Consider the following 24,310-nt stretch of genomic DNA (forward strand, 5'->3'; position numbering starts at 1 on the left):
TTCTCCTTATTGCGCTGCCGCGCCCGAGCCAGCCGGCGCAGACGCGGGTGCCGGCGCGGGAGCGGCGTGCTCGCCGCCAGCCCCGTTCGCGGGGGCCGGCACGGGCGCAGCGGCGCTGTTGCCCGCGCTGTTGCCGGCGCTGTTGCCCGCGTTGTTACCCGATTTCGAAGCCCCCGAATCGGCAGCCTTGCTGTAGAGGAACTGGCCGATCAGGTTTTCGAGCACGATCGCCGATTGAGTCATGGAGAGGGTGTCGCCGGCCTTGAGCATTTCCGTGTCGCCGCCCGGCTCCAGCCCGATGTACTGCTCACCGAGCAGGCCCGAGGTCAGGATCTTCGCCGACGAGTCCTTCGGAAACTGATACTGCTGATCGATGTTGATGGTGACGAGCGCCTGATAGGTGTTCGTATCGAAGCCGATGGACGCCACCCGGCCCACGGTCACGCCTGCGCTCTTCACAGGCGCGCGCGGCTTGAGTCCGCCGATATTGTCGAACTTGAGCTTGACCGGGTAGGTCGGCTGGAACGAAAGCGAGCTCATGTTGCCGGCCTTCAGCGCGAGAAACAGCAGCGCAATGAAGCCCAGCACCACGAACAGGCCGACCCAGAAGTCGAGAGCAGTCTTTTTCATCGTCATTCCAATCAGAATCCGTTGCGGCGGCGCCATGCACGAGGCGCCCGCGCTCCATCCTTAGCTGAACATCAGCGCGGTGAGCAGGAAGTCGAGGCCCAGCACCGCGAGCGACGCGTACACGACCGTCCTCGTGGTCGCGCGCGACACGCCTTCGGGCGTGGGCTTTGCCTCGTAGCCCTGATACAGCGCGGTGAACGTGACGGCGAAGCCGAACACGATGCTCTTGATCACGCCATTGCCCACGTCTGCCCAGACATCCACGCCGCCTTGCATCTGCGACCAGAACGCGCCCGCGTCCACGCCGATCAGCAGCACGCCCACCACGTAGCCGCCCAGAATGCCGACCGCGCTGAAGATGGCCGCCAGAATGGGCATGGCGACCACGCCCGCCCACATGCGCGGCGCGACCACGACGCGCACCGGGTCGACCGCCATCATTTCCATAGCCGTAAGTTGCTCGCCCGCCTTCATGAGGCCGATTTCGGCCGTGAGCGAGGTGCCCGCGCGGCCCGCGAACAGCAGCGCCGTGACGACGGGGCCGAGCTCGCGCACGAGCGAGAGCGCAACCAGCAGCCCGAGCGCCTGCTCGGAGCCGTAGCGGTTGAGCGTGTAGTAGCCCTGCAGGCCCAGCACGAAGCCCACGAACAGGCCCGACACCGCGATGATCAGCAGCGAATAATTGCCGACGAAGTGGATCTGCTTCGTGACAAGGCGCGGACGGCGCAGCAGCGGGAAGAATTCCAGCACGAGGCGCATGAAAAAGCGCGTGGCATGGCCCGCACGCGAGATCGAGTCGAGGATCGCGCGGCCGAGCGAACTGATGGCGCCGATCATGAGCGGCCTCCGCCGACGCCGAAGTCCGCGTCGAGCGGCACGTCCGTCGGGTAGTGAAAGCGGAACGGGCCGTCAGGCGCGCCGTCGATGAACTGACGCACGATCGGGTCGGTCGAGGCGCGCAGCTCGGCGGGCGTGCCCTCCGCCTGCACGTGGCCGTTCGCGAGGAAATAGACGTAATCGGCAATCGCGAACGATTCGGGCACGTCATGCGTGACGAGGATCGACGTGGCGCCGAGCGCGTCGTTCAAGGTACGGATCAGGTTCGCGGTGATGCCGAGTGAAATGGGGTCGAGACCAGCAAACGGCTCGTCGTACATCATGAGCTCAGGGTCGAGCGCGATTGCGCGCGCCAGCGCCACGCGCCGCGCCATGCCGCCCGAAATCTCCGAAGGCGCGAGGTCGCGCGCGCCGCGCAGGCCCACCGCGTTGAGCTTCATGAGCACGAGGTCGCGGATCAGCTCTTCGGGGAGATCGGTGTGTTCGCGCAGCGCAAACGCAACGTTTTCGAACACCGACATGTCGGTGAAGAGCGCGCCGAACTGGAACAACATGCCCATTTTCCGGCGCAGCGCGTAAAGGCTGTCGCGTGATTGCGCGCCGATGTCCTGACCCTGAAACAGCACCTGCCCGCGCTGGGCGCGCACGAGGCCGCCGATCAGCCGCAGCACCGTGGTCTTGCCGCCGCCCGAGCCGCCCATGACCGCAACCACCTGACCGCGCCGAAAGCGCATGTTCAGGCCGGACAGGACGAGCCGGTCGCCGTAGCCGAAGTCGACGTCGCGCAGCTCCAGAAGGGTCTCAGAGTTCGAGGGCACGTAGCAGGCAGTCCATTTATACGAAGGCGGGATTATAGGGCCATCGTACGAATGCTGCCGTGGCACGCCCAAGCCCCTTGATGCAAGTCGGGCATCCCCGAGGACGCCACGGCTCGCGCTTGCGCGCCGGCCGGCCCGGAACGAATCCGGCGTGCGGCCAGCGGCGAAGCGGGCTAATTATTGCGTAAACGCGTTGCGCAACGCAGCAACCGCGGCAGCCGGGTCGGCGGCCTCGGTGACGGCGCGCACGACCGCCGCGCTGGGCGCGCCGGTTGCGAGTACCGCGGGCAGCGCGGCAAAGTCGATGCCGCCGATGGCGACCATCGGCACCACGCCGTCGAGCAGTTGCACGTAGCGCGCCAGACGCGCGAGCCCTTGCGGGGCCGTCGGCATGGTCTTGGTCGTGGTGGCGAACACGGCGCCGCACGCGATGTAGCTCGGCCGGAAATGCAGCGCGGTGAGCATCTCGAAATAGCCGTGCGTCGACAGACCGAGGCGGATGCCCGATGCGGCAAGCGCGTTCAGATCCGCCTTGCGCAGATCTTCCTGGCCCAGATGCACGCCGTACGCGCCCGCGGCCATCGCCGCCTGCCAGTGGTCGTTGATGAAGAGCTGCGCGTCATGCTTGCGGCCCGCCGCGACGCAGCGCTCGATCTCGCGCGTGAGTTCCGGCGACTTCGGCTGCTTGCTGCGCAGCTGCACGGTCTTCACGCCGTAATCGAGCACGCGCTCGACCCAGTCGGCGGTCGGCAGCACGGGATAGAGGCCGAGCTTCGCGGGGCACGGCGCGAACGGCTGCGCGGGCGCATCGGGCAGGCCGAGCACGCGCGGAAAACGGGCGATGTCGATCGGCCATGCGTCGTCCTGCTGCTCGTCGCCGTCGCGCCAGGCGAGCGCCAGCACGAGCGCATCGTGCGGATCGAAGCCGCAGTCGAGAAACGCCGCCAGCGCCGGGATCCAGTCCTCCGCGAGCGTGCCTTCGAGTGCGTAGCGCTCGCCGCCCAGATGCAGCGTGGCGCGGCCCGCCGAGGGCGTGCCGGCCGCCTCGATCACGCCCGCGCCATTGGTCATCCAGCGCGCGATGTTCGCGAGATGCGGCGCGGCGTCGGTCACGACGATCAGGTCGCCGCCATTGGGCGTGTCGGGCGGCGTCAGGCACAGGCGCCACGGCGCGTGCGTGGGCTGCCAGTCGCCGAGGCGGGCGCGAATGCGCTCCGCCGTTTCGGTGAGTTCGTCCGCGGGCGGCCAGAACAGCTCGCGATCCTTGATTCGCAGCGTTTGGGTCATTGCTCGCCTCCATCCTGATGCCAGAACGGCATGCCGACCACGGGCGTGCTCGCCACGGCCGCCTCGCGCTCGGCCATCGGTCCGGCGAGGAACGCGGTGCGGCCCGCCTCGACGCCCAGCGCGAATGCGCGCGCCATCGCCTCGGGGTGCGTGGCCTGCGCCACGGCCGTGTTCAACAGCACGCCGTCGAAGCCCCACTCCATCACTTGCGCCGCATGCGACGGCAGGCCGAGACCCGCATCGACGATCAGCGGCACGTCGGGCAGCCGCTCGCGCAGCACGCGCAGGCCATACGGATTGATCACGCCCTTGCCCGTGCCGATGGGCGCACCCCACGGCATCAACGCCTCGCAGCCCGCATCGAGGAGGCGCCGGCCGATCACGAGGTCTTCGGTGCAGTACGGCAGCACCTTGAAGCCGTCCTTCACGAGGCGCGCGGCGGCTTCGATCAGGCCCACCGGGTCGGGCTGGAGCGTGTAGTCGTCGCCGATCAGTTCGAGCTTGATCCAGTCGGTCTCGAAGACTTCGCGCGCCATGTGCGCAGTAGTGATCGCCTCGTTGACCGTGAGGCAGCCCGCCGTGTTCGGCAGGAACGGCACGCCGTGGCGCTTGAGCAGATCGAAGAAACCGGCTTCCGCCGTGCCGTCATTCATCTGGCGCCGCAGCGCGACGGTGATCATGCCGGGGCGCGCGGCCTCCATCGAATCGGAGAGCGCTTGCAGCGACGGATAGCGCGAGGTGCCGAGCAGCACGCGGCTCGCGAAGGTTTCGCCGTACAGCGTAAGTGCATCGGCGGTCTGATGATGGGTCATGGCTTGAATCCTGGGCAGGTGGCGGCGGACGGGCGGCGCGCGCAAAGCGAGCAAAGCGGCGGGATCGCGTGTGCGATCAGCCGCCGGCCACCGGGCTGACGACGTCGAGGCGGTCGCCCGCCGAAAGCGTGCGCGCACCGTGCTGGGTGCGCGTGACGAAATCGCCGTTCACGGCGACGGCAAACGGCGGACGCGCGCCGAAGGCGGCGAGCGCATCGGCGACGGTCGCGCCTTCGGGCAGCGTGAGCGGCTTCTGGTTGATCTGAATATCCATGGCAATTCGTCTGACTACGTTGTTTCCGGCAAGGCGCGAACCGTGCGCCTCGGCTCCTGTTTGTGGTGTCGCGCTCGCGGCTTTCGCTTGCGATCGGCTCCCGAGCGCCCTCGAGCCGCCGCGGTTCAAGCGGGCTCGTGGGCACCCTGCGGCGCGTGCAGCATCGACGCCCAGCGCGACTCGCGACGCAGCGACTCGAAGGCGTCGGCATCGGCGAGCTGGCCCGCCAGCAGCGCCTCGGCCACGCGCACCGCTTCGTCGGCCACGGCGGGCGCGATCATGAAGCCGTGGCGATAGAGTCCGTTCACGCGCAGCGTCGTGCCGCTCCCCCGGCCGTCGTCCCGCCCACCGTCCCAGATGAGCGCGGGACGATGATCGGGCAACGTCGGACGGCACTGCGAATTCAATTCGAGAATGCGCGCCTCGCCAAAGGCCGGATGCACGGCGAACGCCGCGCTCAGCAATTCGAGCGCCGAGCGCACGCTCACGGGCGAGCGGTCCTCGCCCTCGATCTCGGTCGCTCCGATCACATAGACATCGTCCTGCTTCGGTGCGATATAGAGCGGATAGCGCGGATGCAGCAGCCGAACGGGCCGCCTGAGGCCGATGCCCGGCGCATGCACGCGCGCCACCTCACCGCGAATGCCGCGCAGCGCCGGCAGCGCGGGCTTGGCGCCGAGGCCCCGGCAATCGATCGTCACGCGCGCGCGCGGCAGGTTGGCGTCATCCACGCTCGTATGCCAGTGCGTTTGCACGCCGCGCTGCGCGAGACCCGCTGCCAGCGCCGCCAGCGCCTGGCGGTTGTCGAGCTGGCCTTCGCCGGCCAGCAGCCAGCCGCGCGCGAAGCGCCCGGCGAGCGCCGGTTCCGCGGCGTCGATCTGCGCGGCCGCCAGCGTCGTGAAATTGGCGTCGGCCAGCGCACGCGGCGCGTTCGCGCGCACGCGGCGCTCGAACAGCGGCGCCTCGGTGCGATCGGCGTGGTGCCAGACCACGAGCGTGCCGTTGCGCTGGAAAAACACCGGCTCGGGCAACTCGGCGAGAATGCGCGGCCAGGTCTCGAGCGAGGCCATGCCCAACTCGGTGATCAACAGTTCGGCGACGGCGGCCTCGGCCAGCGGCGCGAGCATCGCCGCCGCGATCCAGGCGGCCGACTCGCCGCCCTCGGGCCCGCCGCGCTCATAGAGCGCCACGCGATGCCCCGCGCCCGCAAGACGCCATGCCACGAGACGTCCGCATAGCCCGCCGCCGAGCACGGCGAAATCGGGCATCGCGGACGCAGACGCGCAAGCACCGGCAAAAACCGGGGAATGATCAGAATAAGGTGTAGAAGAGACGGTCATCGTATCCTTTCCGTACGGCAAACAAGCATGCGTACCCAAGGACGAAACCGGCTGGCAAGGCCGGCCGTGCAAACGACGTGAAGCGCAAAACCCGACATGCGCGGCACGTGCTGCCCGGCGGGAATCTGGACGCCTGAATGAACCCGGCCGAATCGAACCGACCGGTCGAACTCATCAATCATGACGCCAGCAAGACTTTCCGGAAACTTCCCGCGCCGGTATTACCCGGATCGGGTGCGAAGGGTCTCTCTCAGCCTCACTGCGGTATACCAGTGAAGCACCCCTGTTTCGTCAGCGGTCATTAGACCACAAAAGCCGCGCACGCCGCAAACCACCACGGGACGGCCTGCCATTTCCGCTCTGGCACAATGCCCAAACCGCGGTGAATCGCCCAGCTCGCACGGGCGGTGAGACAATGTCGCACCCCAGTCGCCCGGACGCCGCGCGCTGGCGATTAAGTCTTGCTTAAGCGCTTCGGGACACAATCGCTGCGCCCCGGCGCTGCGTGCGGCGGGTATCGTCTATTCCGGCCGCGGGCCGGCACAACATCAGGACGCACATGACCAACCTCACTCCCCGCGCCACGCCGGATCAGAACGAGCATCACAAGATCACGGCCTGGAGTCTGATCAAGCCCTACTGGGTATCCGAGGAACGCTGGGTCGCCTGGGGCCTGCTGGTGGCGATCATCGCGATGAATCTCACCGTCGTGTGGATCAACGTGCAGCTCAACGACTGGAACCGCGACTTCTACAACGCGCTGCAAAACAAGGATGCCAAACAGTTCCCGCATCTGCTGATGATCTTCACCGCGCTGGCGTTCGGGTTCATCATCCTCGCGGTGTACGGGCGGTATCTGCGCCAGATGCTCGGGTTTCGCTGGCGCCAGTGGCTCACCACGCGCTTCCTGAACGAATGGCTCGGCCAGGGCGCGTTCTACCGCATCGAGCGCGACCGCCTCGCCGACAACCCCGACCAGCGGATTAGCGACGACCTCCAGTCGTTCGCCACCACCACGCTCTCGCTCACGCTCGACCTGCTCTCCACTGTCGTCACGCTGGTCTCCTTCATCATGATCCTGTGGTCGCTCGCGGGCGCGCTCACGTTCGCGGTGGGCGGCACGCCCATTACGATTCCGGGTTACATGGTGTGGGCCGCCGCGCTCTACGCAGTGTTCGGTTCGCTCGTGATCCAGAAGGTCGGCCATCCGCTCGTGTCGATCAATTACCAGCAGCAGAAAGTGGAGGCGGACTTCCGCTTCGGCCTGATTCGCCTGCGCGAAAACGCCGAGCAGATCGCGCTCTACGACGGCATGGACACCGAGCGCAGCAACGCGCAGGGCCTGTTCCACCACATCCGCGACAACTGGTGGCGCGTGATGAAGTACACGAAGCGCCTCACCTTCGTGCTGAGCTTTTACGGTCAGATCGCCATCATCTTTCCGATCGTCGTGGCCTCGCCGCGCTACTTCGCGGGCGCCTTCACCTTCGGCGTGCTGATGCAGATTTCGAGTGCATTCGGCACCGTGAGCGACTCGTTCTCGTGGTTCATCAACAGTTACTCCACCCTCGTCGAATGGCGCGCCACCGTGAACCGTCTGCGCGAATTCGTGCGCGTGGTGCACTCGCCGCGCCTGAAGGAAAGTGTCTCGCCGGCCACCGAGCACGGCGGCATCAATCTGCATTACGTCGACAACAACGCCCTCTCGACCACGCATCTCAAGCTCGCGCTGCCCAACGGCACGCCGCTCTCCGAGGTGCGCGACATCGCCATCAAGCCCGGCTCGCGCTGGCTCGTGCGCGGCCCCTCGGGCGCGGGCAAGAGCACGCTGATCCGCGCACTCGCGGGCCTCTGGCCGTTCGGCGAGGGCTCGATCGACGCGCCCGTCGACGCGCGCATGATGTTCATCCCGCAGCAGAGCTATCTGCCGATCGGTACGCTCAAGGCCGCACTCACCTACCCCTCGCCCGCCGACGACTACAGCGACGAAGACTGTCGCGAAGCGCTACGCGCATGCCGTCTCGAAGACTACGTGGATCGCCTGCACGAGTCCGCGCACTGGACCCGCGTGCTCTCGCCGGGCGAGCAGCAGCGGCTTGCGGGCGCGCGCGTGCTGCTGCACAAGCCCGACTATCTGTTCCTCGACGAAGCAACGAGCGCGCTCGACCCCGACAACGAAAGCCGTCTCTACAAGCTCTTCATGGAACGACTGCCGAAATCGGCGATCGTGAGCGTGGCGCACCGCGAGTCGCTCGCGGCATACCATCCCGAGACGCTCGAGATCGAGCGCACGCCTGAGGAGCGGGTCGCGGCGTGAGCGGCGATACCAACACGCGCGTCGTCCTGATCACGGGCGCAGGCTCCGGCATTGGCGCAGCGCTCGCGCGGCGCCTGGCCGCGCCCGGCGTCGCGCTGATGCTGCACGCGCGCGGCGCCGATGACGCGGCGCGAGCGCGCCTCGCCGCCGTTGCCGCAGCATGCGAAGCGCAAGGCGCGGCCTGCGCGACGGCCTGCGCCGATCTGGCCGTTGCAGGCGCAACCGAGCAGCTCGTCGAAACAACGCTCGCGCGCTTTTCGGCGCTCGATCAACTGGTCGCCAATGCGGGCCACGCGCAGCGTCAGGCGCTCACGGCTCTCGAGCCCGACACGCTCGCCGCCACCTTCGCCTCGATGCCCGCCGCATTCGCGGCGCTGGTGCGCGAGGCTCGGCCTGCGCTGGTGCGCTCGGCGCACGCCCGCGTGGTGGCGCTCAGCTCGTTCGTCGCGCACCGCTACCGCGCCGATGCGCCGTTCGCCGCCACTGCGGCCGCCAAGGCCGCGCTCGAATCGCTCGCCAGGAGCGCCGCCGCCGAACTCGCGCCACACGGCGTGACCGTGAACTGCGTGGCGCCCGGCTACACCCGCAAGGACGCGGGCCCGTCGCCCAAAAACGCGCCGGCCTGGGCGCGCGCCGCCGAGGCCACGCCGCTTGGCCGCGTGGCCGAACCCGCCGACATCGCCGAGCTCATCGCCTTTTTGCTGTCCGACGCCGCACGCCATATCACCGGCCAGACGATCCACGTCGACGGCGGCCTGACGCTGGGCTGAGGCCCGGCGCAACGGGCTTCGCACACCGCCCCGAAGCCCCCCGGGCGAGGCGCCCAGGCAGGCATCACTTGCCCCACCGCACGCCCCGACCTTCAACTCCCCTGCCCGCGAATGCCTTTCGCACCGTAAAATAGCGCCGTTCGAGCGCCTGCTGCGATGCCCGCCCCGCCGGACACCGCATGCGCGACTCACCGCTTCACGGCTTCATGGGTCGTTGCGCGCACAACAAATATGGGGACGGCACAATGGGATCTTTCCAGTGGTTCAGGGAGCTGAACGAGCGCGAGCGGCGCACGCTCTACGCCGGCTTCGGCGGCTATGCGGTCGACGCGTTCGACTTCATGATCTACTCGTTCCTGATCCCGACGCTCATCGCCGCCTGGGGCATGACCAAGAGCGAGGCCGGCATGATCGCGACGAGCTCGCTGATCTCCTCGGCGCTCGGCGGCTGGCTCGCGGGCATCCTCGCCGACCGCTACGGCCGCGTGCGCGTGCTCCAGTGGACCATCGCCACCTTCGCGCTCTTTACATTTCTGTCCGGTTTCACGCATTCGTTCTGGCAACTGCTCGCCACGCGCACGCTGCAGGGCATCGGCTTCGGCGGCGAATGGTCGGTCGTGACGATCATGATGGCCGAGACGATCCGCTCGCCGCAACACCGTGCGAAAGCGGTGGGCACCGTGCAGAGCAGTTGGTCGTTCGGCTGGGGCGCCGCCGCCATTCTCTACTGGGCGTTCTTCGCGCTGCTGCCCGAGCAGTACGCATGGCGCGCGTGCTTCTGGATCGGCATCGTGCCCGCACTGTGGATTTTCTACGTGCGCCGCAACGTGAGCGACCCCGAAGTGTTCCTGCAAACGCGCCGCGCACGCGAGCGCGGCGAAACGCACGGCCATTTCCTGCAGATCTTCGCGCCCGCGCACCTCGCCACGACGCTGCTCGGCAGCGCACTGTGCACCGGCATGCTGGGCGGCTACTACGCGATCACCACCTGGCTTCCCACCTATCTGAAAACCGTGCGCCATCTGTCGGTATTCAACACGAGCGGCTATCTGGTCGTGCTGATCGTCGGTTCGTTCACGGGCTATATCGTAGGGGCCATTCTGTGCGACAAGATCGGCCGGCGCGCATCCTTCATCCTGTTCGCCATCGGCTCGTTCGCGCTCGGCATGGCCTACACGATGCTGCCGATCACCGACACCGCCATGCTGCTGCTCGGCTTTCCGCTCGGCATTGTCGTGCAGGGGATCTTCGCGGGCGTGGGCGCCTATCTTTCCGAGCTCTATCCGAATGCGATCCGCGGCTCGGGCCAGGGCTTCTGCTACAACCTCGGGCGCGGCCTCGGCTCGTTCTTCCCGATCCTCGTGGGCACGCTCGCGCAGACCACGGCACTCGTGAAAGCGATCGGCGCGGTGGCCGGCGCGGGCTATCTGCTCGTGATCGTCTCCGCGCTGTGCCTGCCAGAAACGAAGGGCAAGGCGCTGACCGACGATCCCGCAACTGCGACCGGCAGCGAGTCTGCCCGTCCTTCGGCGGACCCCACTGCACAATGAGCGCGAACGTGGTGCAACACCGTCCGTTCCCGCCCCACTCACTACGACCGGCATGAAAACGATTGTCCTCGGCGCCGGTGTGATCGGCGTCGCCACTGCGTATTACCTGAGCGAACGGGGCTGCGACGTCACGGTGATCGAGCGCGAGCCGGGCGTCGCGCTCGGCACGAGCTTTGGCAACGCCGGCGTGATCGCGCCGGGGTACGTCACCCCCTGGGCCGCGCCGGGCATGCCGGCCAAGCTCGTCAAGTACCTGCTCAAGCCCGCTTCGCCGCTGATTTTCCGGCCCACGCTCGATGCCGCGCAATGGCGCTGGATCGCGCGCTGGCTGCGCGAGTGCGACCTCGAGCGCTTTCGCATGAACAAGCAGCGCATGCAGCGCATCGCCTACTACAGCCGCGCGTGCCTGCACGCGTTTCGCGCGCAGCATGCGTTCGAATATGGGCGCAGCCAGGGCTACCTTCAGATCTTTCGCAGCGACTACGACGTCGAACTCGCCCAACCGGCGCTGGGCGTGCTGCGCGACGCGGGCATCGCCTATCGCGAACTGGACGCCGCAGGCTGCGCGCAGATCGAGCCGGGCCTCGCGTGGTCGAGCTTGAAACCCGTGGCCGGCATCTATCTGCCCGACGACGAGGCCGGCGACTGCGCACGCTTCACGCGCGAACTGCGTGCCGTGTGCGAGACGAGCGGCGTGAAGTTCGTTTTCGACACCGAAGTGCTCGCACTCGAAGCCATCGGTGGCCGGGTGAGCGGCGTGCGCGTGCGGCCCGTGCCCGGGCGGCGCACGGCGAACAACCGCCGCGAGCTGCGGGAGCAGCGCCGCGAGCAACGCCGCGCGCCCGCCGAAGTGCTGCGCCCCGCGGACTTGAACGAGGTAGCCGATACCGAGCCGCAAACGCTCGCGGCGGACGCCGTCGTAGTGGCGCTCGGCGTGGAAAGCGCGGCGCTCGTCGCGCCGTTCGGCGTGCGGGTGCCGCTGTATCCGGTGAAGGGCTACTCGGCCACGCTGCCCGTGGTCGACGAGCAGAAAGCCCCGCGCGCCGCACTCATGGACGAATCGCTCAAGACCGCCATCACGCGCTTCGGGCCCTACCTTCGCGTGGCCGGCACCGCGGAGCTCGGCGATCACCGCACGACGCTGCGCGAGCAGGCGCTGCAAACGCTCATGAAAGTGCTCGACGACTGGTTTCCGCACGCGGCCACGCCTTCTTCCGCGCAGTTCTGGGTCGGACGCCGGCCGATGGTCCCCGACGGCGCGCCGCTGCTCGGCCGTTCCGGCGTTCAAGGGCTGTGGCTCAATGTCGGCCACGGCTCGACCGGCTGGGCGATGTCGATGGGCTCGGGACGTGTGGTCGCCGATCTGATCGCCGGACGCAAGCCCGAGATCGATCTCGATGGGTTGACGCTGGAGCGGTATCGACGCTAATTGCGGCGTCGAGCGGGTTAGACCGCCACGCTCGCGAGCGCCTCATAACGCGCGCCCTGCCGCGCGAGCGTGCTCGAATACAGCACGAGCGAAGTAAACCGCAACGGCGGCAGCGCCGGCGCTCCGTTCTCATGCGGCCCACCGCGCGCGTCGCGCGCAAAACGCGCCAGCGTGATGTGAGGCCGGAACGCGCGCGCATCGAGCGGCAAGCCCACCTCGCCCATCAGGGAGCGCACCCGCCAGTCGAGCGCCGTGAACGCATCGGACATGGCCAGCACGGCCACCATCAAGCGCGGCTGCGCACGCCCCGGCCAGCACTCGATCCTGGTGACGGACGCGGGCGGGAATGGAGACAAAGGCGGCACCGTACGCTCGGCGAGGCGCGCCGCGAGCGACTCGCCCTGCGCGAACGACATCGCGCCAATGAACGCCACCGTGAGATGCAACTGCGCATACGGCACCCGGCGCGCGTTGGGCGGCACGTCGAGCGCGGCGAGTGCGTCGCGCGAAGGCACATCGGGCGCGAGCGCGACGAAGCAGCGCCGCCATTGATCGGTCTCGCGGGCTTCGGACATGATCGGCAGGCCTCGGGATGAGGAAAACCGCCCCATGGTAGCGCGCCTGCCAGTGTTTGCTGGCCTTATGCGCTTGCGCCGGCCCGCGCAGCGACGGCCCACCTCGACGGAAGCCAGCGAAAAAAAGCCGGACCACCCTTACAGGCGGCCCGGCTTGACGGTGTTTACTGCGTGTTGCCCACTGCGGCCAGCGAGGATCGCTCGCCGGCTTGAATCTACTCAACCCATCTCAGCGCGGCAGCTCCGAGCTGCCCATCAGGAACGCGTCGACGGAGCGTGCGCACTGACGGCCCTCACGGATCGCCCACACCACGAGCGACTGGCCGCGGCGCATGTCGCCGGCGGTGAAGACCTTGTCGACCGACGTGTAGTACGCCTTCTCGCCTTCGGTCGCGGCGCGCACGTTGCCGCGCGCGTCCTTCTCGACGCCGAACGCTTCGAGCACCGGCGAGACCGGCTGCGTGAAGCCCATCGCGAGCAGCACGAGATCGGCCTTCATTTCGAACTCCGAACCCGGCACTTCGACCATCTTGCCGTCCTTCCACTCGACGCGCGCCGCGATCAGCTTCTCGACCTTGCCGTTCTTGCCTTCGAGGCGCTTGGTAGCGACCGCCCAGTCGCGCGAGCAGCCTTCCTCATGCGACGACGAGGTGCGCAGCTTGACCGGCCAGTACGGCCACACGAGCGGCTTGTTCTCTTCCTCGGGCGGCTGCGGCAGCAGCTCGAACTGCGTGACGCTCTTCGCGCCGTGGCGGTTCGAGGTGCCCACGCAATCGGAGCCCGTATCGCCGCCGCCGATCACGACTACGTGCTTGCCCTTGGCCAGCAGTTGGTCCGGCAGCTTGTCGCCCGCGTTGACCTTGTTCTGCTGCGGCAGGAACTCCATCGCGTAGTAAACGCCTTCCAGCTCGCGGCCCGGCACCGGCAGATCGCGCGGCGTTTCCGAACCGCCCGCGATCACCACGGCGTCGAACTGTTCCTTCAGTTCGGCGGGCGTGATGGTCTGCTTGGCCGTATTGCCAATGTGCGCCGGCAATTCGCCCTTGCCGATGAACACGTTGGTGCGGAACGTCACGCCTTCGGCTTCCATCTGGCGCATGCGGCGGTCGATCAGCCACTTCTCCAGCTTGAAGTCGGGGATGCCGTAGCGCAGCAGGCCGCCGATGCGGTCGTTCTTCTCGAACACGGTCACATCGTGGCCGGCGCGCGCGAGCTGCTGCGCGACGGCGAGGCCTGCGGGGCCCGAGCCGACCACAGCCACTTTCTTGCCCGTCTTGTGCTTCGCGACTTGCGGCGCGACCCAGCCTTCAGCCCAGGCCTTGTCGATGATCGCGTGCTCGATCGACTTGATGCCTACAGGATCGTTGTTGATGCCGAGCGTGCACGCCGCTTCGCACGGCGCCGGGCAGATGCGGCCCGTGAACTCGGGGAAGTTGTTGGTCGAGTGCAGGACTTCGATCGCGCTCTTCCAATCCTGGCGGAACACGAGATCGTTGAAGTCCGGAATGATGTTGTTGACCGGGCAGCCGTTGTTGCAGAACGGGATGCCGCAGTCCATGCAGCGCGCGCCCTGGACCTTCGCGTCGGCGTCGGAGAGCGCCGCGACGAATTCCTTGTAGTGCTTCACGCGCGTGAGTGGTGCTTCGTACGCCTCATGCTGGCGCTCGAACTCGAGAAAACCGGTTGCCTTGCCCATTTGGTTCTCGTCTATCTCTATCTAATTCGGTGAGGGGACCGCGCCCGCCGCCGCGCGAGTTGTCGTAACTCATGTCGCGCGGCGGGCGCTCCTTCGTCTTGGCGTCGTCGTCGCGAAAACTAAGCGGCCAGCTCTTCCTGGTTCGCCTTCTTCGCGCCGAGCTCGCCCAGTGCGCGCTTGTATTCCGTCGGGAACACCTTCACGAACTGGCGGCGCGCCGCATCCCAGTTTTCCAGCAGCGCCTTCGCACGCGGCGAGCCGGTGAACTGGAAGTGACGCTCGACGAGTCCCTTGAGCAGCACTTCGTCGGTTTCGCGCGCGTGCCACAGCGCGCGGTCCACGGTGCGTTCCTGTTCGGCCTGTTGCAGGACCGGGTCGAGCGCGACCATCGACTTGTTGCACTTGCCGGCGAACGTGCCTTCCGGGTCGTAGACATAAGCCACGCCGCCCGACATGCCTGCCGCGAAGTTGCGGCCCGTCTCGCCGAGCACGACCACCGTTCCGCCCGTCATGTATTCGCAGCCATGGTCGCCCGTGCCTTCCACAACGGCCGTCGCGCCCGAGTTGCGCACCGCGAAGCGCTCGCCCGCCACGCCGCGCAGGAAGGCTTCGCCTTCGAGTGCGCCGTACAGCACCGTGTTGCCGCAGATGATGTTTTCTTCGGACTTGCCACGGAAGTCGTTGGTCGGACGGATGATGATCCGGCCACCCGACAGGCCCTTGCCTACATAGTCGTTACCGTCGCCGACCAGATCCAGCGTGATGCCGCGTGCGAGGAACGCGCCGAAGCTCTGGCCCGCCGTGCCCTTCAGCTGGATATGGATCGAGTCGTCGGGCAGACCGTCGTGACCGTACTTCTTCGCAACCACGCCCGAGAGCATCGCGCCCACCGTGCGGTTCACGTTGCGCACCGGCTGGATGAACGAGACGTGCTCGCCGCTTTCGATCGCGGCCTTCGCCTTCTCGATCAGCGTGTGATCGAGCGCGCGGTCCAGACCGTGGTCTTGCGATTCCACGTGCATACGCGCGACTTCGGCGCCCACTTGCGGCTGGTAGAACACGCGCGAGAAGTCGAGACCCTTCGCCTTCCAGTGCTCCACGCCCTTGCGGGTGTCGAGCAGATCGGCGCGGCCGACCAGATCGTCGAACTTGCGGATGCCCAGTTGCGCCATGATTTCGCGCACTTCTTCGGCAACGAAGAAGAAGAAGTTCACGACGTGCTCGGGCTGGCCCGAGAACTTCGCACGCAGCACCGGATCTTGCGTCGCGACGCCGACCGGGCAGGTGTTCAGGTGGCACTTGCGCATCATGATGCAGCCCTCGACGACGAGCGGCGCCGTCGCGAAGCCGAATTCATCCGCGCCGAGCAGCGCGCCGATCACCACGTCGCGGCCCGTCTTCATCTGGCCGTCGGCCTGCACGCGGATACGGCCGCGCAGCTGGTTCAGCACCAGGGTTTGCTGGGTTTCGGCGAGGCCGAGCTCCCACGGCGTGCCCGCATGCTTGACCGACGAGAGCGGCGAAGCGCCCGTGCCGCCATCATGGCCGGCGATCACGACGTGATCGGCCTTGGCCTTCGCCACGCCGGCCGCGACCGTGCCCACACCCACTTCCGACACCAGCTTCACCGAGATCGACGAAACCGGATTCACGTTCTTCAGATCGTGAATCAGCTGCGCGAGGTCTTCGATCGAGTAGATGTCGTGGTGCGGCGGCGGCGAAATCAGGCCCACGCCCGGCACCGAGTAACGCAGCTTGCCGATGTATTCCGAAACCTTGTGGCCCGGCAGCTGACCGCCTTCGCCCGGCTTCGCGCCCTGCGCCATCTTGATCTGAATCTGGTCCGCCGACGACAGGTACTCCGCCGACACGCCGAAGCGGCCCGACGCAACCTGCTTGATCTTCGAGCGCAGCGAGTCGCCATCCTTCAGCGGGATGTCCGTCACGACTTCGGAGCCGATGATCGAGCGCATCGTGTCGCCGTTCTTGATCGGAATGCCGCGCAGTTCGTTGCGGTAGCGCTTCTCGTCTTCGCCGCCTTCACCCGTGTTCGACTTGCCGCCGATGCGGTTCATCGCGACGGCGAGCGTGGCGTGCGCTTCGGTCGAGATCGAGCCGAGCGACATCGCGCCCGTTGCAAAGCGCTTGACGATTTCCTTGGCGGGCTCGACGTCGTCGATCGAGATCGCGCGCGCCGGGTCGAGGCGGAACTCGAACAGGCCGCGGAACGTCATGTGACGCTTCGTCTGGTCGTTGATCAGATGCGCGTACTCCTTGTACGTCTGGTACGAGTTGCTGCGCGCCGAGTGCTGGAGCTTGGCGATCGCGTCCGGCGTCCACATGTGGTCTTCGCCGCGCACGCGGTACGCGTACTCGCCGCCCGCGTCGAGCATGTTCGCGAGCACCGGGTTGTCGCCGAATGCGTCGTGGTGCAGGCGGATCGCTTCCTCTGCCACTTCGAACAGGCCAATGCCGCCCACCTTCGATGCCGTGCCCTTGAAGTACTTCTGCACGAGGTCGTCCGCGAGGCCGACCGCTTCGAAAATCTGCGCGCCCGTGTACGACATGTACGTGGAGATGCCCATCTTCGACATCACCTTGAGCAGGCCCTTGCCCACTGCCTTGGTGAAGTTGTAGACGGCCTTATCCGCCGACAGGTCGCCCTTCAGGCCCTGCGCCATCTGCGCGAGCGTTTCCATCGCGAGGTACGGGTGCACGGCTTCCGCGCCAAAACCGGCGAGCAGCGCGAAGTGGTGCGTCTCGCGCGCCGAACCTGTTTCCACAACGAGACCCGTGCTCGTGCGCAGACCGTGCTGCACGAGGTGGGAGTGGATTGCCGAGGTGGCGAGCAGCGCCGGAATCGCGACATTGCCGCGGTCCGCGCGGCGGTCCGAGACGATCAGGATGTTGTAGCCCGACTTGACCGCGTCGACGGCTTCCGCGCACAGCGACGCGAGACGCGCCTCGATGCCTTCCTTGCCCCAGGCCACCGGATAGCAGATGTTCAGCTCGTAGCTGCTGAACTTGCCGCCCGTGTACTGCTCGATCGCGCGGATCTTCGCAATGTCCTTGAAGTCGAGCACCGGCTGCGACACTTCGAGACGCATCGGCGGGTTGATGTTGTTGGTGTCGAGCAGGTTCGGCTTCGGGCCGATGAACGACACGAGCGACATCACCATGTTTTCGCGGATCGGGTCGATCGGCGGGTTGGTGACCTGCGCGAACAGCTGCTTGAAGTAGTTGTAGAGCGTCTTGTTCTTGTTGGACATGACCGCCAGCGGCGAGTCGTTGCCCATCGAGCCGACAGCCTCTTCACCCGATGCCGCCATCGGCGCCATCAGGAACTTGAGGTCTTCCTGCGTGTAGCCGAACGCCTGCTGACGGTCGAGCAGCGCAGCGGCTTCGGCGCGCGCCGTGGCGACGTCTTCCGCCTTCGGCTCGATCTCGTCGAGCTTGATGCGCACGGCGTCGATCCAGCTCTTGTAGGGCTTCGCGTTGGCGAGGTTGTCCTTGAGTTCCTTGTCGTCGATGATGCGGCCGTGCTCCATGTCGATCAGGAACATCTTGCCCGGCTGCAGGCGCCACTTCTTGACGATCTTCGACTCGGGGATCGGCAGCGTGCCGGCTTCCGAGGCCATGATGACGAGATCATCATCCGTGACGATGTAGCGCGCCGGACGCAGGCCGTTACGGTCGAGCGTCGCGCCGATCTGGCGGCCGTCGGTGAAGGCGATCGCGGCGGGGCCGTCCCACGGCTCCATCATCGCGGCGTGGTACTCGTAGAACGCCTTGCGGTTCTCGTCCATCAGCGTGTGCTGTTCCCAGGCTTCCGGGATCATCATCATCATCGCGTGGACGAGCGGGTAGCCTGCCATCACCAGCAGTTCGAGACAGTTGTCGAACGAAGCCGTGTCCGACTGGCCCGGGTAGATCAGCGGCCAGAGCTTGGGCAGGTCGTCGCCGAGCACGTGCGAGGCGATCGCGCCAGTACGGGCGTTCAGCCAGTTCACATTGCCCTTCACGGTGTTGATTTCACCGTTGTGGGCGATCATGCGGTACGGGTGAGCCAGCTCCCACGCCGGGAAGGTGTTCGTGGAGAAGCGCTGGTGCACGAGTGCGAGCGCCGAGACCACGCGCTCGTCTTGCAGGTCGCGGTAGTACACGCCCACCTGGCCCGCGAGCAGCAGGCCCTTGTAGACGATCGTGCGCGCCGAGCACGACGGCACGAAGTATTCCTTGCCGTGCTTGAGCTTGAGCGCCTGGATACGGTGGCTCGCAGTCTTGCGGATCACATAGAGCTTGCGCTCGAGTGCGTCGGTGACCATCACGTCCTTGCCGCGGCCGATGAAGATCTGGCGGATCAGCGGCTCGCTCGCCTTCACGGTGGGCGAGATCGGCATCGCATGGTCGACCGGCACGTCACGCCAGCCCAGCACGACCTGGCCTTCGGCGCGCACGGTGCGCTCGAGTTCCTGCTCGCACGCGAGACGCGAGGCGTGCTCCTTCGGCAGGAAGATCATGCCGACGCCGTATTCGCCGGACGGCGGCAGCGTCACGCCCTGGCGCGCCATCTCTTCGCGATAGAACGCGTCCGGAATCTGGATCAGGATGCCCGCACCGTCGCCCATCAGCGGATCCGCGCCCACGGCGCCCCGGTGGTCGAGGTTTTCGAGAATCTTCAGACCTTGCTGAATGATTTCGTGGCTCTTCTTGCCCTTGATATGGGCGACGAAGCCGACGCCACACGCGTCGTGTTCGTTTTGCGGGTCATACAGACCTTGCGCGGCGGGCACCGCGGCGCGCTGCAGGTGATCGTTCATGGGGACACCGTCCAAGAGGGGCCAGGGGATGGCCGTTGATTCCGTACTTTTTAGTTTCCCGCCGCTTGCGTGACCGCTGTACGGCGTTGCGCGGGCGATGTTGGCTTCCCGCGTTGTGCGTCCAGGAGAGCCGAAAGGCGAATATACGCAACGAATCAAGAACATGCAAATAAAACCTAATGATTGATCCCCAATTATCAAGATGGTGCATCGCACACGTATTTTATTGGGGTCATATTTAATTCGGACGAAATAAAACGGCACCCGAAGATGCCGTTTTTCTGGTAACCCCTTGATCTGGAAGCGGATTAGTGCGTTCCTGTGCCGGGCTTGCGCTCATGATGAACCGGCGATGAACCGGAGCCGCTGCCCGAGCCAGACGACGCCGAACCCGCCGAATGCCCCCCCGCACCACCCGTATTTGCCCCTGGCGTTGCGCCGGAACCACTCCCCGCGTGCGTGCCGCCATGGCCTCCCGAATGCGCATCGGGATTCCCGCCAGCAGGCGGCGAATAATTGGGGTTCGATTGCCCGCCAGCATGGGACTGTGACACGTTCGGCGCCCCTGCGCTGCCGCCCGCGGCCGCGGTGGCTGCTGCGCCAACCGCACTGGCGGCCGGCGCGCCGGCCGCTGCAGACGCGGCGGGCGTCTCGCGCACCTTGCGCGGCCGACCGCGCGGCAGCGGCGAGACGCGCCGGTTCGCCGAGCGCGAAGCCCACTCGCGATAGGTATCGCTACCGAGCACCCAGCCTTTGAGCGTGGCCTGCATCAATTGCGTGGTCTCGCGCTCGTCGAACGGCTGCTCGCAGAGTTCGCGATAGGCGCGCTGGCGCTCGAACGGCGTGTTGCCGAGCGCCCAGTACAGCGGGTGGTCGGTAATGAGGCTATCCACCGTGAGTCCGATGTGATGTCGATAACTCGACCATCGGTAGTCTTCCGCTGCCGTCACGAGGTGATTGCGCACCGGCGCGAGCTCGACGACGCGGCTCGCGAGCAGGAAGAAACGCTCGCCCTCGATGACCGTGGCGCGATAACGCCCCTCCCAGAGCGTGCCGCGCCGGGCATAGCGGCGGTTGAAATGCGCCACGTAGCGTCTGCCGACCGCCTGCATCGCCTTGGGAAGGCTCGATTCGTCAGAGGGCGTGACGAGCAGTTGCACCGCACCGGGCATCAAAACCCAGGCGTGAACCGCCAGATGATGATCGCGCGCCGCCGCCTTCAGGCAGTCGATGAACAGTTCGTAATCCTGGTCGTCGACGAACGCGGGCTGCTGGTCCAGTCCGCGCAGAATCACATGCTGCGGCTGGTCGGGAACATAAAGACGTGCAAGCCGTGCCATGCTCGATTTTCCTGGTACGTTAGTGAATACCCGCATGCCCGCCAAGCCGCGCCAGCACTCATTTTCGCGGGCATGCCGGCTTGAGCGGAACGCTCGCGGCGCTTAGGGAAAAAGCTCTAACGGTCGTGTATGGTTTGTTGCAAACGTTGTGTTCATAATGAGCGGGCCTTTCATGGAGGAGCACATATATGAAATTAAAACAGGCGCTGGCAGCCACCGCCGCACTCGCCTGCGTGTCGGGGGCTTACGCACAATCGGCCAACACCTTCTACGTTACAACCGGATGGTTCCACTTCGCGCCGCAGGACAGCAGCGACCCGCTCAAAATCGACAGCGCGGGAGGCAGGCCCGTCAACCTCGCCATTCCGAACACAGGCGCCAGCATTAGCTCGTCCGACACACTGGGTCTCTCCTTCGGCTACTTCGTTACCGACCACATCGCAACTGAAGCCGAATTGGGCATTCCGCCGAAGTTCGATCTCTACGGCGGCGGCAGCTTCAACCAGTTCGGCAAGGTTGGCGAAGCGCGCCTGTGGAGCCCGGCACTGCTGCTCAAGTACTACTTCAACACGCCTGAAGCAAAATTCCGTCCTTACGCCGGCATCGGTTTCACGTATGTGTGGTTCACCGACGCGAAAATCACGAACCCCACATTCGAGCAAGGCGTACTTGGGGGTCCGACCAGTGTTTCGACGGATCGTTCCTGGGCGCCCGTATTTAATGTGGGCTTCAACTACAACTTCACGAAGCACTGGTTCGCTGGCTTCTCGCTCTCGTACATCCCGGTCAGTGTGATCGCCACGTTCGATACCACCGTCGCCAACCAGTTGGGCACCCAACGACGCTCCGAAGCCAAGATCCACCTGAATCCGCTCGTCACCTTCCTGAAGGTCGGCTACAACTTCTGAGCGCCCGCGCGCTTCGGAACACCCCGCGCCAGCCTTCCTGGCTCTGCTCTCCGTCCTGCCCTCACGGTAACCGACGGAGGGCGGCGCCTCCTACATCAACGGCGACTATCTCCTACATCTCGATTGGCTTTTCTTGATTCTATGCCTCTCGGAAAATCCGTGCTGTCCCCGTAATCATTTGTCGCAAACAAGATGCGCCGATTTGCTCTCCAGCCCCCGCTCGCGGGCCGCGAAGCCCCGCCAGGCGGGTCTTGCCGGCGAGCCTAAGCGTAATCCCGCCTGTACACCTGGGCGCGTCGGGCACCCGAAATGCGCAATACTTGAAGCCCTCCGCCCGCTGCGCCTCGCTTTTAGGACGCAGGCACGGCGGGCCCCCTGTGTTTTTAAACGACGGAGTCATTCATGAGCGCATTTCCAAACACGCGAGACGCCATCGGAGAATCCTGGACGCGCACGGGCCGCCATGCGCGCCGCATGGCGCGCCACGGCCGCAACGCGGCCGCCGACATCGCCGAAGAACTGCGGGATTTGCTCGCCGAACTGGAAACGACGCTGGGTGAAGGCACGCAAGCCGACGCTACCGCGCTGCGCGCCGACATTCGCAAGCGTCTGGATTCGGCACGCGAGCGCCTGGAAGTTGCACGCGCTTCCGCGCGCGAACGCACCGACGCAGCCATGGCCCAGGCCGACGACTACGTGCATGCCAACCCGTGGCAAGCCCTCGCCATCGTAGGCGGCGTCGCGCTGGTCGCAGGCGCGCTGCTTTCGCGCCTGCGCTGAAGTCGCACTGCGCGCCGCAAGCTCGCCCGGGGTTGCGCACCGATGGGCTTGCGACCGGCCCGGCACCCCTCAGGCGTGCCTGAAACCGTGCTATCCGTCGAGCGCGTGCGGCCCGATCAGGTCGATGCGGTCAGTACAGATGGTGTCCACGCCCCAGCTCACGAGTAGCCGCGCGCGCTCGAGGTCGTTCACCGTGTAGGCGAGAATATAAAGGCCGGCTTTCTTGATGCGGTGAACCAGTCCCTCGTCGAGATGCCGGTGACTCGCATGCAGCGAAACGCAACCGAGTGCGGCCGTCTGCTCGCGCCAGTCGTCGGGCACGCGCTCGACGAGCAGGCCGCACGCCAGATCCGGAGCGGCATCGCGCGCCGCCGCGAGCGCCTCGGGCGAAAATGAGGAAAGCAGCGGCTGTACTGCGGACCTGTCTTGCCCCGACGCCCGCCACAGCCGCGCCGTCTCCGCTCCGACGATACGGCCCGTCTCCGCCTCCCGCCCCGGACACGGCTTGATCTCCACATTCGCCGCCAGGCCTTCCTCGCGGCAGCACTGCGCCACCTCGGCGAGCGTCGGCATGTGCTCGCCTTCGAAGCGCGAATCGCACCAGCTGCCCGCATCGAACGCCGCAATCTGCGCATAGCGCAGTTGCGCCGCCGCGCCGCGCCCGTTCGAGGTGCGCTCGACGGTGTCGTCGTGCAGCAGGAACGCTACGTTGTCGGCCGACAGTTTGGCGTCGAACTCCACCATCGTGTGTCCGAACCCGGCGCCGACGCACAGGCCCGCCAGCGTGTTCTCAGGTGCGAGCGTACCGCCGCCGCGGTGCGCGGCAACGCGCGGATACGGCCAGTTATTCATCGTCTGGACTCCGGATTCAAGACAGGGGCGCTCAAACCTCGTCGGACACGACGAAGAGGCGCCGGTATTCCTTGAGGGCATAACGGTCGGTCATGCCCGCGATGTAGTGCGCGATCTGGCGCGGTTGCGAGGCTTCGTCATGGGTTTGGTACGCGGGGGGCAGCAAGCGCGGATCGTCGGAAAACGCCTCGAAAAGACCCTTCACGATGCGCTGCGCCTTGTTCGCCATGCGCATCACGCGGTAATGCCGGTACAGGTTACGGTACAGAAACCGCTTGAGCGCGGCGGCCTGGGCTGCAACACGCTCACTGTGCGCGACGATGGGCGGCGCAGCGCGCACATCGCCCAGCGATTGCGGCGCGAGCCTCGCGAGATTGCGGCTCGTCTCGTCGATCAAGTCGACGATCAGCGTGTTGATGATGCGCCGCACGATCTCATGCACGAGGCGCCGCCCCTCTATTTGCGGGTACTCGGCGCGCGCGGCTTCGTAGTGCATTTGCCAGAGGTCGACCTCGGCGAGCTGCTCGATGGTGAGGAGCCCCGAACGCAGCCCGTCGTCCACGTCGTGATTGTTGTAGGCGATTTCGTCCGCGATGTTGGCGATCTGCGCTTCGAGCGAAGGCTGGCGCCCGAGCAGGAAACGCTCGCCCAGTTCGCCGAGCTGCCGCGCGTGCTCGCGCGAGCAGTGCTTGAGGATGCCTTCGCGTGTCTCGAAGCACAGATTCAGGCCGTCGAACGCGCCGTAGTGCTCCTCGAGCTCGTCAACGACGGCGAGGCTCTGCAAGTTGTGCTCGAAGCCGCCGTGCCCGCGCATACATTCGTTGAGCGCGTCCTGGCCCGCATGGCCGAACGGCGTATGGCCGAGGTCGTGCGCGAGCGAGATGGCCTCGACGAGATCCTCGTTCACGCGCAGATTGCGAGCGACCGAGCGGGCGATCTGCGCGACTTCGAGGCTGTGCGTGAGCCGCGTGCGAAAGAGATCGCCCTCGTGGTTCACGAACACCTGAGTTTTGTATTCGAGCCGCCGGAACGCTGTGGAATGGACGATGCGGTCGCGGTCGCGTTGAAACTCGCTGCGCGCGGCGGGCGGCGGCTCGGCGAACCGGCGGCCACGCGATTGCGCGGAACGTGCCGCGTAGGACGCGAGTCCCGCTTCGAGATCGACGGGCACACCGACAACGCCCGGCGCGTGAACGCCGTCCGGACCTGCGCGCTCACCGGGATGTTCGCCTCTAATGTCGCTGCGGGTGTCGCTCAACGGTTCCTCCGCAAGGA

At 66.4% G+C, this 24,310-nt stretch carries 17 protein-coding genes, 2 pseudogenes and 1 riboswitch; of the genes and pseudogenes, 6 read left to right on the forward strand and 13 right to left on the reverse strand.

Features of this window, described 5'->3' with window-relative positions; translation table 11 throughout:
• Nucleotides 1–6 precede the first annotated feature (6 nt).
• The 7 genes from mlaD to P5W98_RS13110 all read right to left on the reverse strand — a co-directional run bounded on the left by mlaD (nucleotide 7) and on the right by P5W98_RS13110 (nucleotide 5,926).
• Entirely contained in the window at nucleotides 7–636 is a 630-nt protein-coding gene (gene mlaD, locus P5W98_RS13080; RefSeq protein WP_421024889.1) for an outer membrane lipid asymmetry maintenance protein MlaD, read from the reverse strand.
• Between the two features lie 54 nt (nucleotides 637–690).
• The gene (mlaE, locus tag P5W98_RS13085; protein ID WP_421024890.1) at nucleotides 691–1,467 is read right to left on the reverse strand and encodes a lipid asymmetry maintenance ABC transporter permease subunit MlaE; all 777 of its coding nucleotides are present in this window, start codon (nucleotides 1,465–1,467) and stop codon (nucleotides 691–693) included.
• Nucleotides 1,464–2,285, reverse strand: a complete 822-nt coding sequence (locus tag P5W98_RS13090) for an ABC transporter ATP-binding protein (protein WP_421024891.1) — start codon at nucleotides 2,283–2,285, stop codon at nucleotides 1,464–1,466. Before P5W98_RS13090 ends, mlaE begins: the two co-directional genes overlap by 4 nt.
• Before the next feature lie 177 nt (nucleotides 2,286–2,462).
• The gene (thiE, locus tag P5W98_RS13095) at nucleotides 2,463–3,572 is read right to left on the reverse strand and encodes a thiamine phosphate synthase (RefSeq protein ID WP_421024892.1); all 1,110 of its coding nucleotides are present in this window, start codon (nucleotides 3,570–3,572) and stop codon (nucleotides 2,463–2,465) included.
• The gene (locus P5W98_RS13100) at nucleotides 3,569–4,384 is read right to left on the reverse strand and encodes a thiazole synthase (protein ID WP_421024893.1); all 816 of its coding nucleotides are present in this window, start codon (nucleotides 4,382–4,384) and stop codon (nucleotides 3,569–3,571) included. Before P5W98_RS13100 ends, thiE begins: the two co-directional genes overlap by 4 nt.
• A 76-nt stretch (nucleotides 4,385–4,460) precedes the next feature.
• The gene (gene thiS / locus P5W98_RS13105; RefSeq protein WP_028218467.1) at nucleotides 4,461–4,658 is read right to left on the reverse strand and encodes a sulfur carrier protein ThiS; all 198 of its coding nucleotides are present in this window, start codon (nucleotides 4,656–4,658) and stop codon (nucleotides 4,461–4,463) included.
• A 125-nt stretch (nucleotides 4,659–4,783) separates the two neighbouring features.
• A complete protein-coding gene (locus P5W98_RS13110) occupies nucleotides 4,784–5,926 on the reverse strand; it encodes an FAD-dependent oxidoreductase (RefSeq protein WP_421024894.1) in 1,143 nt (380 codons plus the stop codon).
• Between the two features lie 262 nt (nucleotides 5,927–6,188).
• Nucleotides 6,189–6,293, reverse strand: a riboswitch (TPP riboswitch).
• A gap of 264 nt (nucleotides 6,294–6,557) precedes the next feature.
• Here P5W98_RS13110 and P5W98_RS13115 point away from each other — a divergent pair.
• The 4 genes from P5W98_RS13115 to P5W98_RS13130 all read left to right on the forward strand — a co-directional run bounded on the left by P5W98_RS13115 (nucleotide 6,558) and on the right by P5W98_RS13130 (nucleotide 12,064).
• Nucleotides 6,558–8,315, forward strand: coding sequence for an ABC transporter ATP-binding protein/permease (locus P5W98_RS13115; RefSeq protein ID WP_421024895.1), 1,758 nt, complete (start codon nucleotides 6,558–6,560; stop codon nucleotides 8,313–8,315).
• On the forward strand, nucleotides 8,312–9,085 hold the full coding sequence (locus P5W98_RS13120; RefSeq protein ID WP_421024896.1) for an SDR family NAD(P)-dependent oxidoreductase: 774 nt from the start codon (nucleotides 8,312–8,314) through the stop codon (nucleotides 9,083–9,085). The genes P5W98_RS13115 and P5W98_RS13120 overlap by 4 nt, the downstream gene beginning before the upstream one ends.
• A 245-nt stretch (nucleotides 9,086–9,330) precedes the next feature.
• Nucleotides 9,331–10,635, forward strand: coding sequence for an MFS transporter (locus P5W98_RS13125; protein ID WP_421024897.1), 1,305 nt, complete (start codon nucleotides 9,331–9,333; stop codon nucleotides 10,633–10,635).
• A 52-nt stretch (nucleotides 10,636–10,687) separates the two neighbouring features.
• The gene (locus tag P5W98_RS13130) at nucleotides 10,688–12,064 is read left to right on the forward strand and encodes a D-amino acid dehydrogenase (protein WP_421024898.1); all 1,377 of its coding nucleotides are present in this window, start codon (nucleotides 10,688–10,690) and stop codon (nucleotides 12,062–12,064) included.
• A gap of 17 nt (nucleotides 12,065–12,081) precedes the next feature.
• Here P5W98_RS13130 and thpR read toward each other — a convergent pair whose 3' ends face one another.
• The 4 genes and pseudogenes from thpR to P5W98_RS13150 form a co-directional block, all read right to left on the reverse strand.
• Nucleotides 12,082–12,639, reverse strand: coding sequence for an RNA 2',3'-cyclic phosphodiesterase (gene thpR, locus P5W98_RS13135; protein WP_421024899.1), 558 nt, complete (start codon nucleotides 12,637–12,639; stop codon nucleotides 12,082–12,084).
• 229 nt (nucleotides 12,640–12,868) lie between these two features.
• Complete coding sequence (locus tag P5W98_RS13140; RefSeq protein ID WP_421024900.1) at nucleotides 12,869–14,335, reverse strand: glutamate synthase subunit beta; 1,467 nt, start codon at nucleotides 14,333–14,335, stop codon at nucleotides 12,869–12,871.
• 119 nt (nucleotides 14,336–14,454) lie between these two features.
• The gene (locus tag P5W98_RS13145; RefSeq protein WP_421024901.1) at nucleotides 14,455–19,155 is read right to left on the reverse strand and encodes a glutamate synthase-related protein; all 4,701 of its coding nucleotides are present in this window, start codon (nucleotides 19,153–19,155) and stop codon (nucleotides 14,455–14,457) included.
• A 650-nt stretch (nucleotides 19,156–19,805) separates the two neighbouring features.
• Nucleotides 19,806–20,495: pseudogene (locus P5W98_RS13150) on the reverse strand (transposase); the annotation flags it as partial.
• Nucleotides 20,496–20,683: 188 nt separating this feature from the next.
• On the opposite strand from P5W98_RS13150, the gene P5W98_RS13155 reads away from it, so the two are divergent.
• Together P5W98_RS13155 and P5W98_RS13160 are read left to right on the forward strand one after the other, a co-directional pair.
• Nucleotides 20,684–21,403, forward strand: coding sequence for an OmpW/AlkL family protein (locus tag P5W98_RS13155; RefSeq protein ID WP_421024902.1), 720 nt, complete (start codon nucleotides 20,684–20,686; stop codon nucleotides 21,401–21,403).
• Between the two features lie 402 nt (nucleotides 21,404–21,805).
• On the forward strand, nucleotides 21,806–22,183 hold the full coding sequence (locus P5W98_RS13160) for a DUF883 family protein (RefSeq protein WP_421024903.1): 378 nt from the start codon (nucleotides 21,806–21,808) through the stop codon (nucleotides 22,181–22,183).
• Between the two features lie 90 nt (nucleotides 22,184–22,273).
• Here the strand turns inward: P5W98_RS13160 and ugpQ are convergent, their stop codons facing one another.
• The gene (gene ugpQ, locus P5W98_RS13165) at nucleotides 22,274–23,035 is read right to left on the reverse strand and encodes a glycerophosphodiester phosphodiesterase (RefSeq protein ID WP_421024904.1); all 762 of its coding nucleotides are present in this window, start codon (nucleotides 23,033–23,035) and stop codon (nucleotides 22,274–22,276) included.
• A 31-nt stretch (nucleotides 23,036–23,066) separates the two neighbouring features.
• Nucleotides 23,067–24,197, reverse strand: a pseudogene (locus tag P5W98_RS13170) (deoxyguanosinetriphosphate triphosphohydrolase); the annotation flags it as partial.
• Nucleotides 24,198–24,310 lie beyond the last annotated feature (113 nt).

This window comes from Paraburkholderia sp. A1BS-2L, assembly GCF_051125205.1.
Taxonomy (GTDB): Bacteria; Pseudomonadota; Gammaproteobacteria; order Burkholderiales; family Burkholderiaceae; genus Paraburkholderia.

What these genes read in the sequence shown, in the direction of transcription:
- mlaE (WP_421024890.1), bottom strand. Translation starts at nt 1,467, where the DNA reads ATGATCGGCGCCATCAGTTCGCTCGGCCGCGCGATCCTCGACTCGATC.
- P5W98_RS13110 (WP_421024894.1), bottom strand. Translation starts at nt 5,926, where the DNA reads ATGCCCGATTTCGCCGTGCTCGGCGGCGGGCTATGCGGACGTCTCGTG.
- mlaD (WP_421024889.1), bottom strand. Translation starts at nt 636, where the DNA reads ATGACGATGAAAAAGACTGCTCTCGACTTCTGGGTCGGCCTGTTCGTG.
- P5W98_RS13130 (WP_421024898.1), top strand. Translation starts at nt 10,688, where the DNA reads ATGAAAACGATTGTCCTCGGCGCCGGTGTGATCGGCGTCGCCACTGCG.
- ugpQ (WP_421024904.1), bottom strand. Translation starts at nt 23,035, where the DNA reads ATGAATAACTGGCCGTATCCGCGCGTTGCCGCGCACCGCGGCGGCGGT.
- P5W98_RS13100 (WP_421024893.1), bottom strand. Translation starts at nt 4,384, where the DNA reads ATGACCCATCATCAGACCGCCGATGCACTTACGCTGTACGGCGAAACC.
- P5W98_RS13145 (WP_421024901.1), bottom strand. Translation starts at nt 19,155, where the DNA reads ATGAACGATCACCTGCAGCGCGCCGCGGTGCCCGCCGCGCAAGGTCTG.
- P5W98_RS13155 (WP_421024902.1), top strand. Translation starts at nt 20,684, where the DNA reads ATGAAATTAAAACAGGCGCTGGCAGCCACCGCCGCACTCGCCTGCGTG.
- P5W98_RS13140 (WP_421024900.1), bottom strand. Translation starts at nt 14,335, where the DNA reads ATGGGCAAGGCAACCGGTTTTCTCGAGTTCGAGCGCCAGCATGAGGCG.
- P5W98_RS13125 (WP_421024897.1), top strand. Translation starts at nt 9,331, where the DNA reads ATGGGATCTTTCCAGTGGTTCAGGGAGCTGAACGAGCGCGAGCGGCGC.
- thiS (WP_028218467.1), bottom strand. Translation starts at nt 4,658, where the DNA reads ATGGATATTCAGATCAACCAGAAGCCGCTCACGCTGCCCGAAGGCGCG.
- thiE (WP_421024892.1), bottom strand. Translation starts at nt 3,572, where the DNA reads ATGACCCAAACGCTGCGAATCAAGGATCGCGAGCTGTTCTGGCCGCCC.
- P5W98_RS13115 (WP_421024895.1), top strand. Translation starts at nt 6,558, where the DNA reads ATGACCAACCTCACTCCCCGCGCCACGCCGGATCAGAACGAGCATCAC.
- P5W98_RS13160 (WP_421024903.1), top strand. Translation starts at nt 21,806, where the DNA reads ATGAGCGCATTTCCAAACACGCGAGACGCCATCGGAGAATCCTGGACG.
- thpR (WP_421024899.1), bottom strand. Translation starts at nt 12,639, where the DNA reads ATGTCCGAAGCCCGCGAGACCGATCAATGGCGGCGCTGCTTCGTCGCG.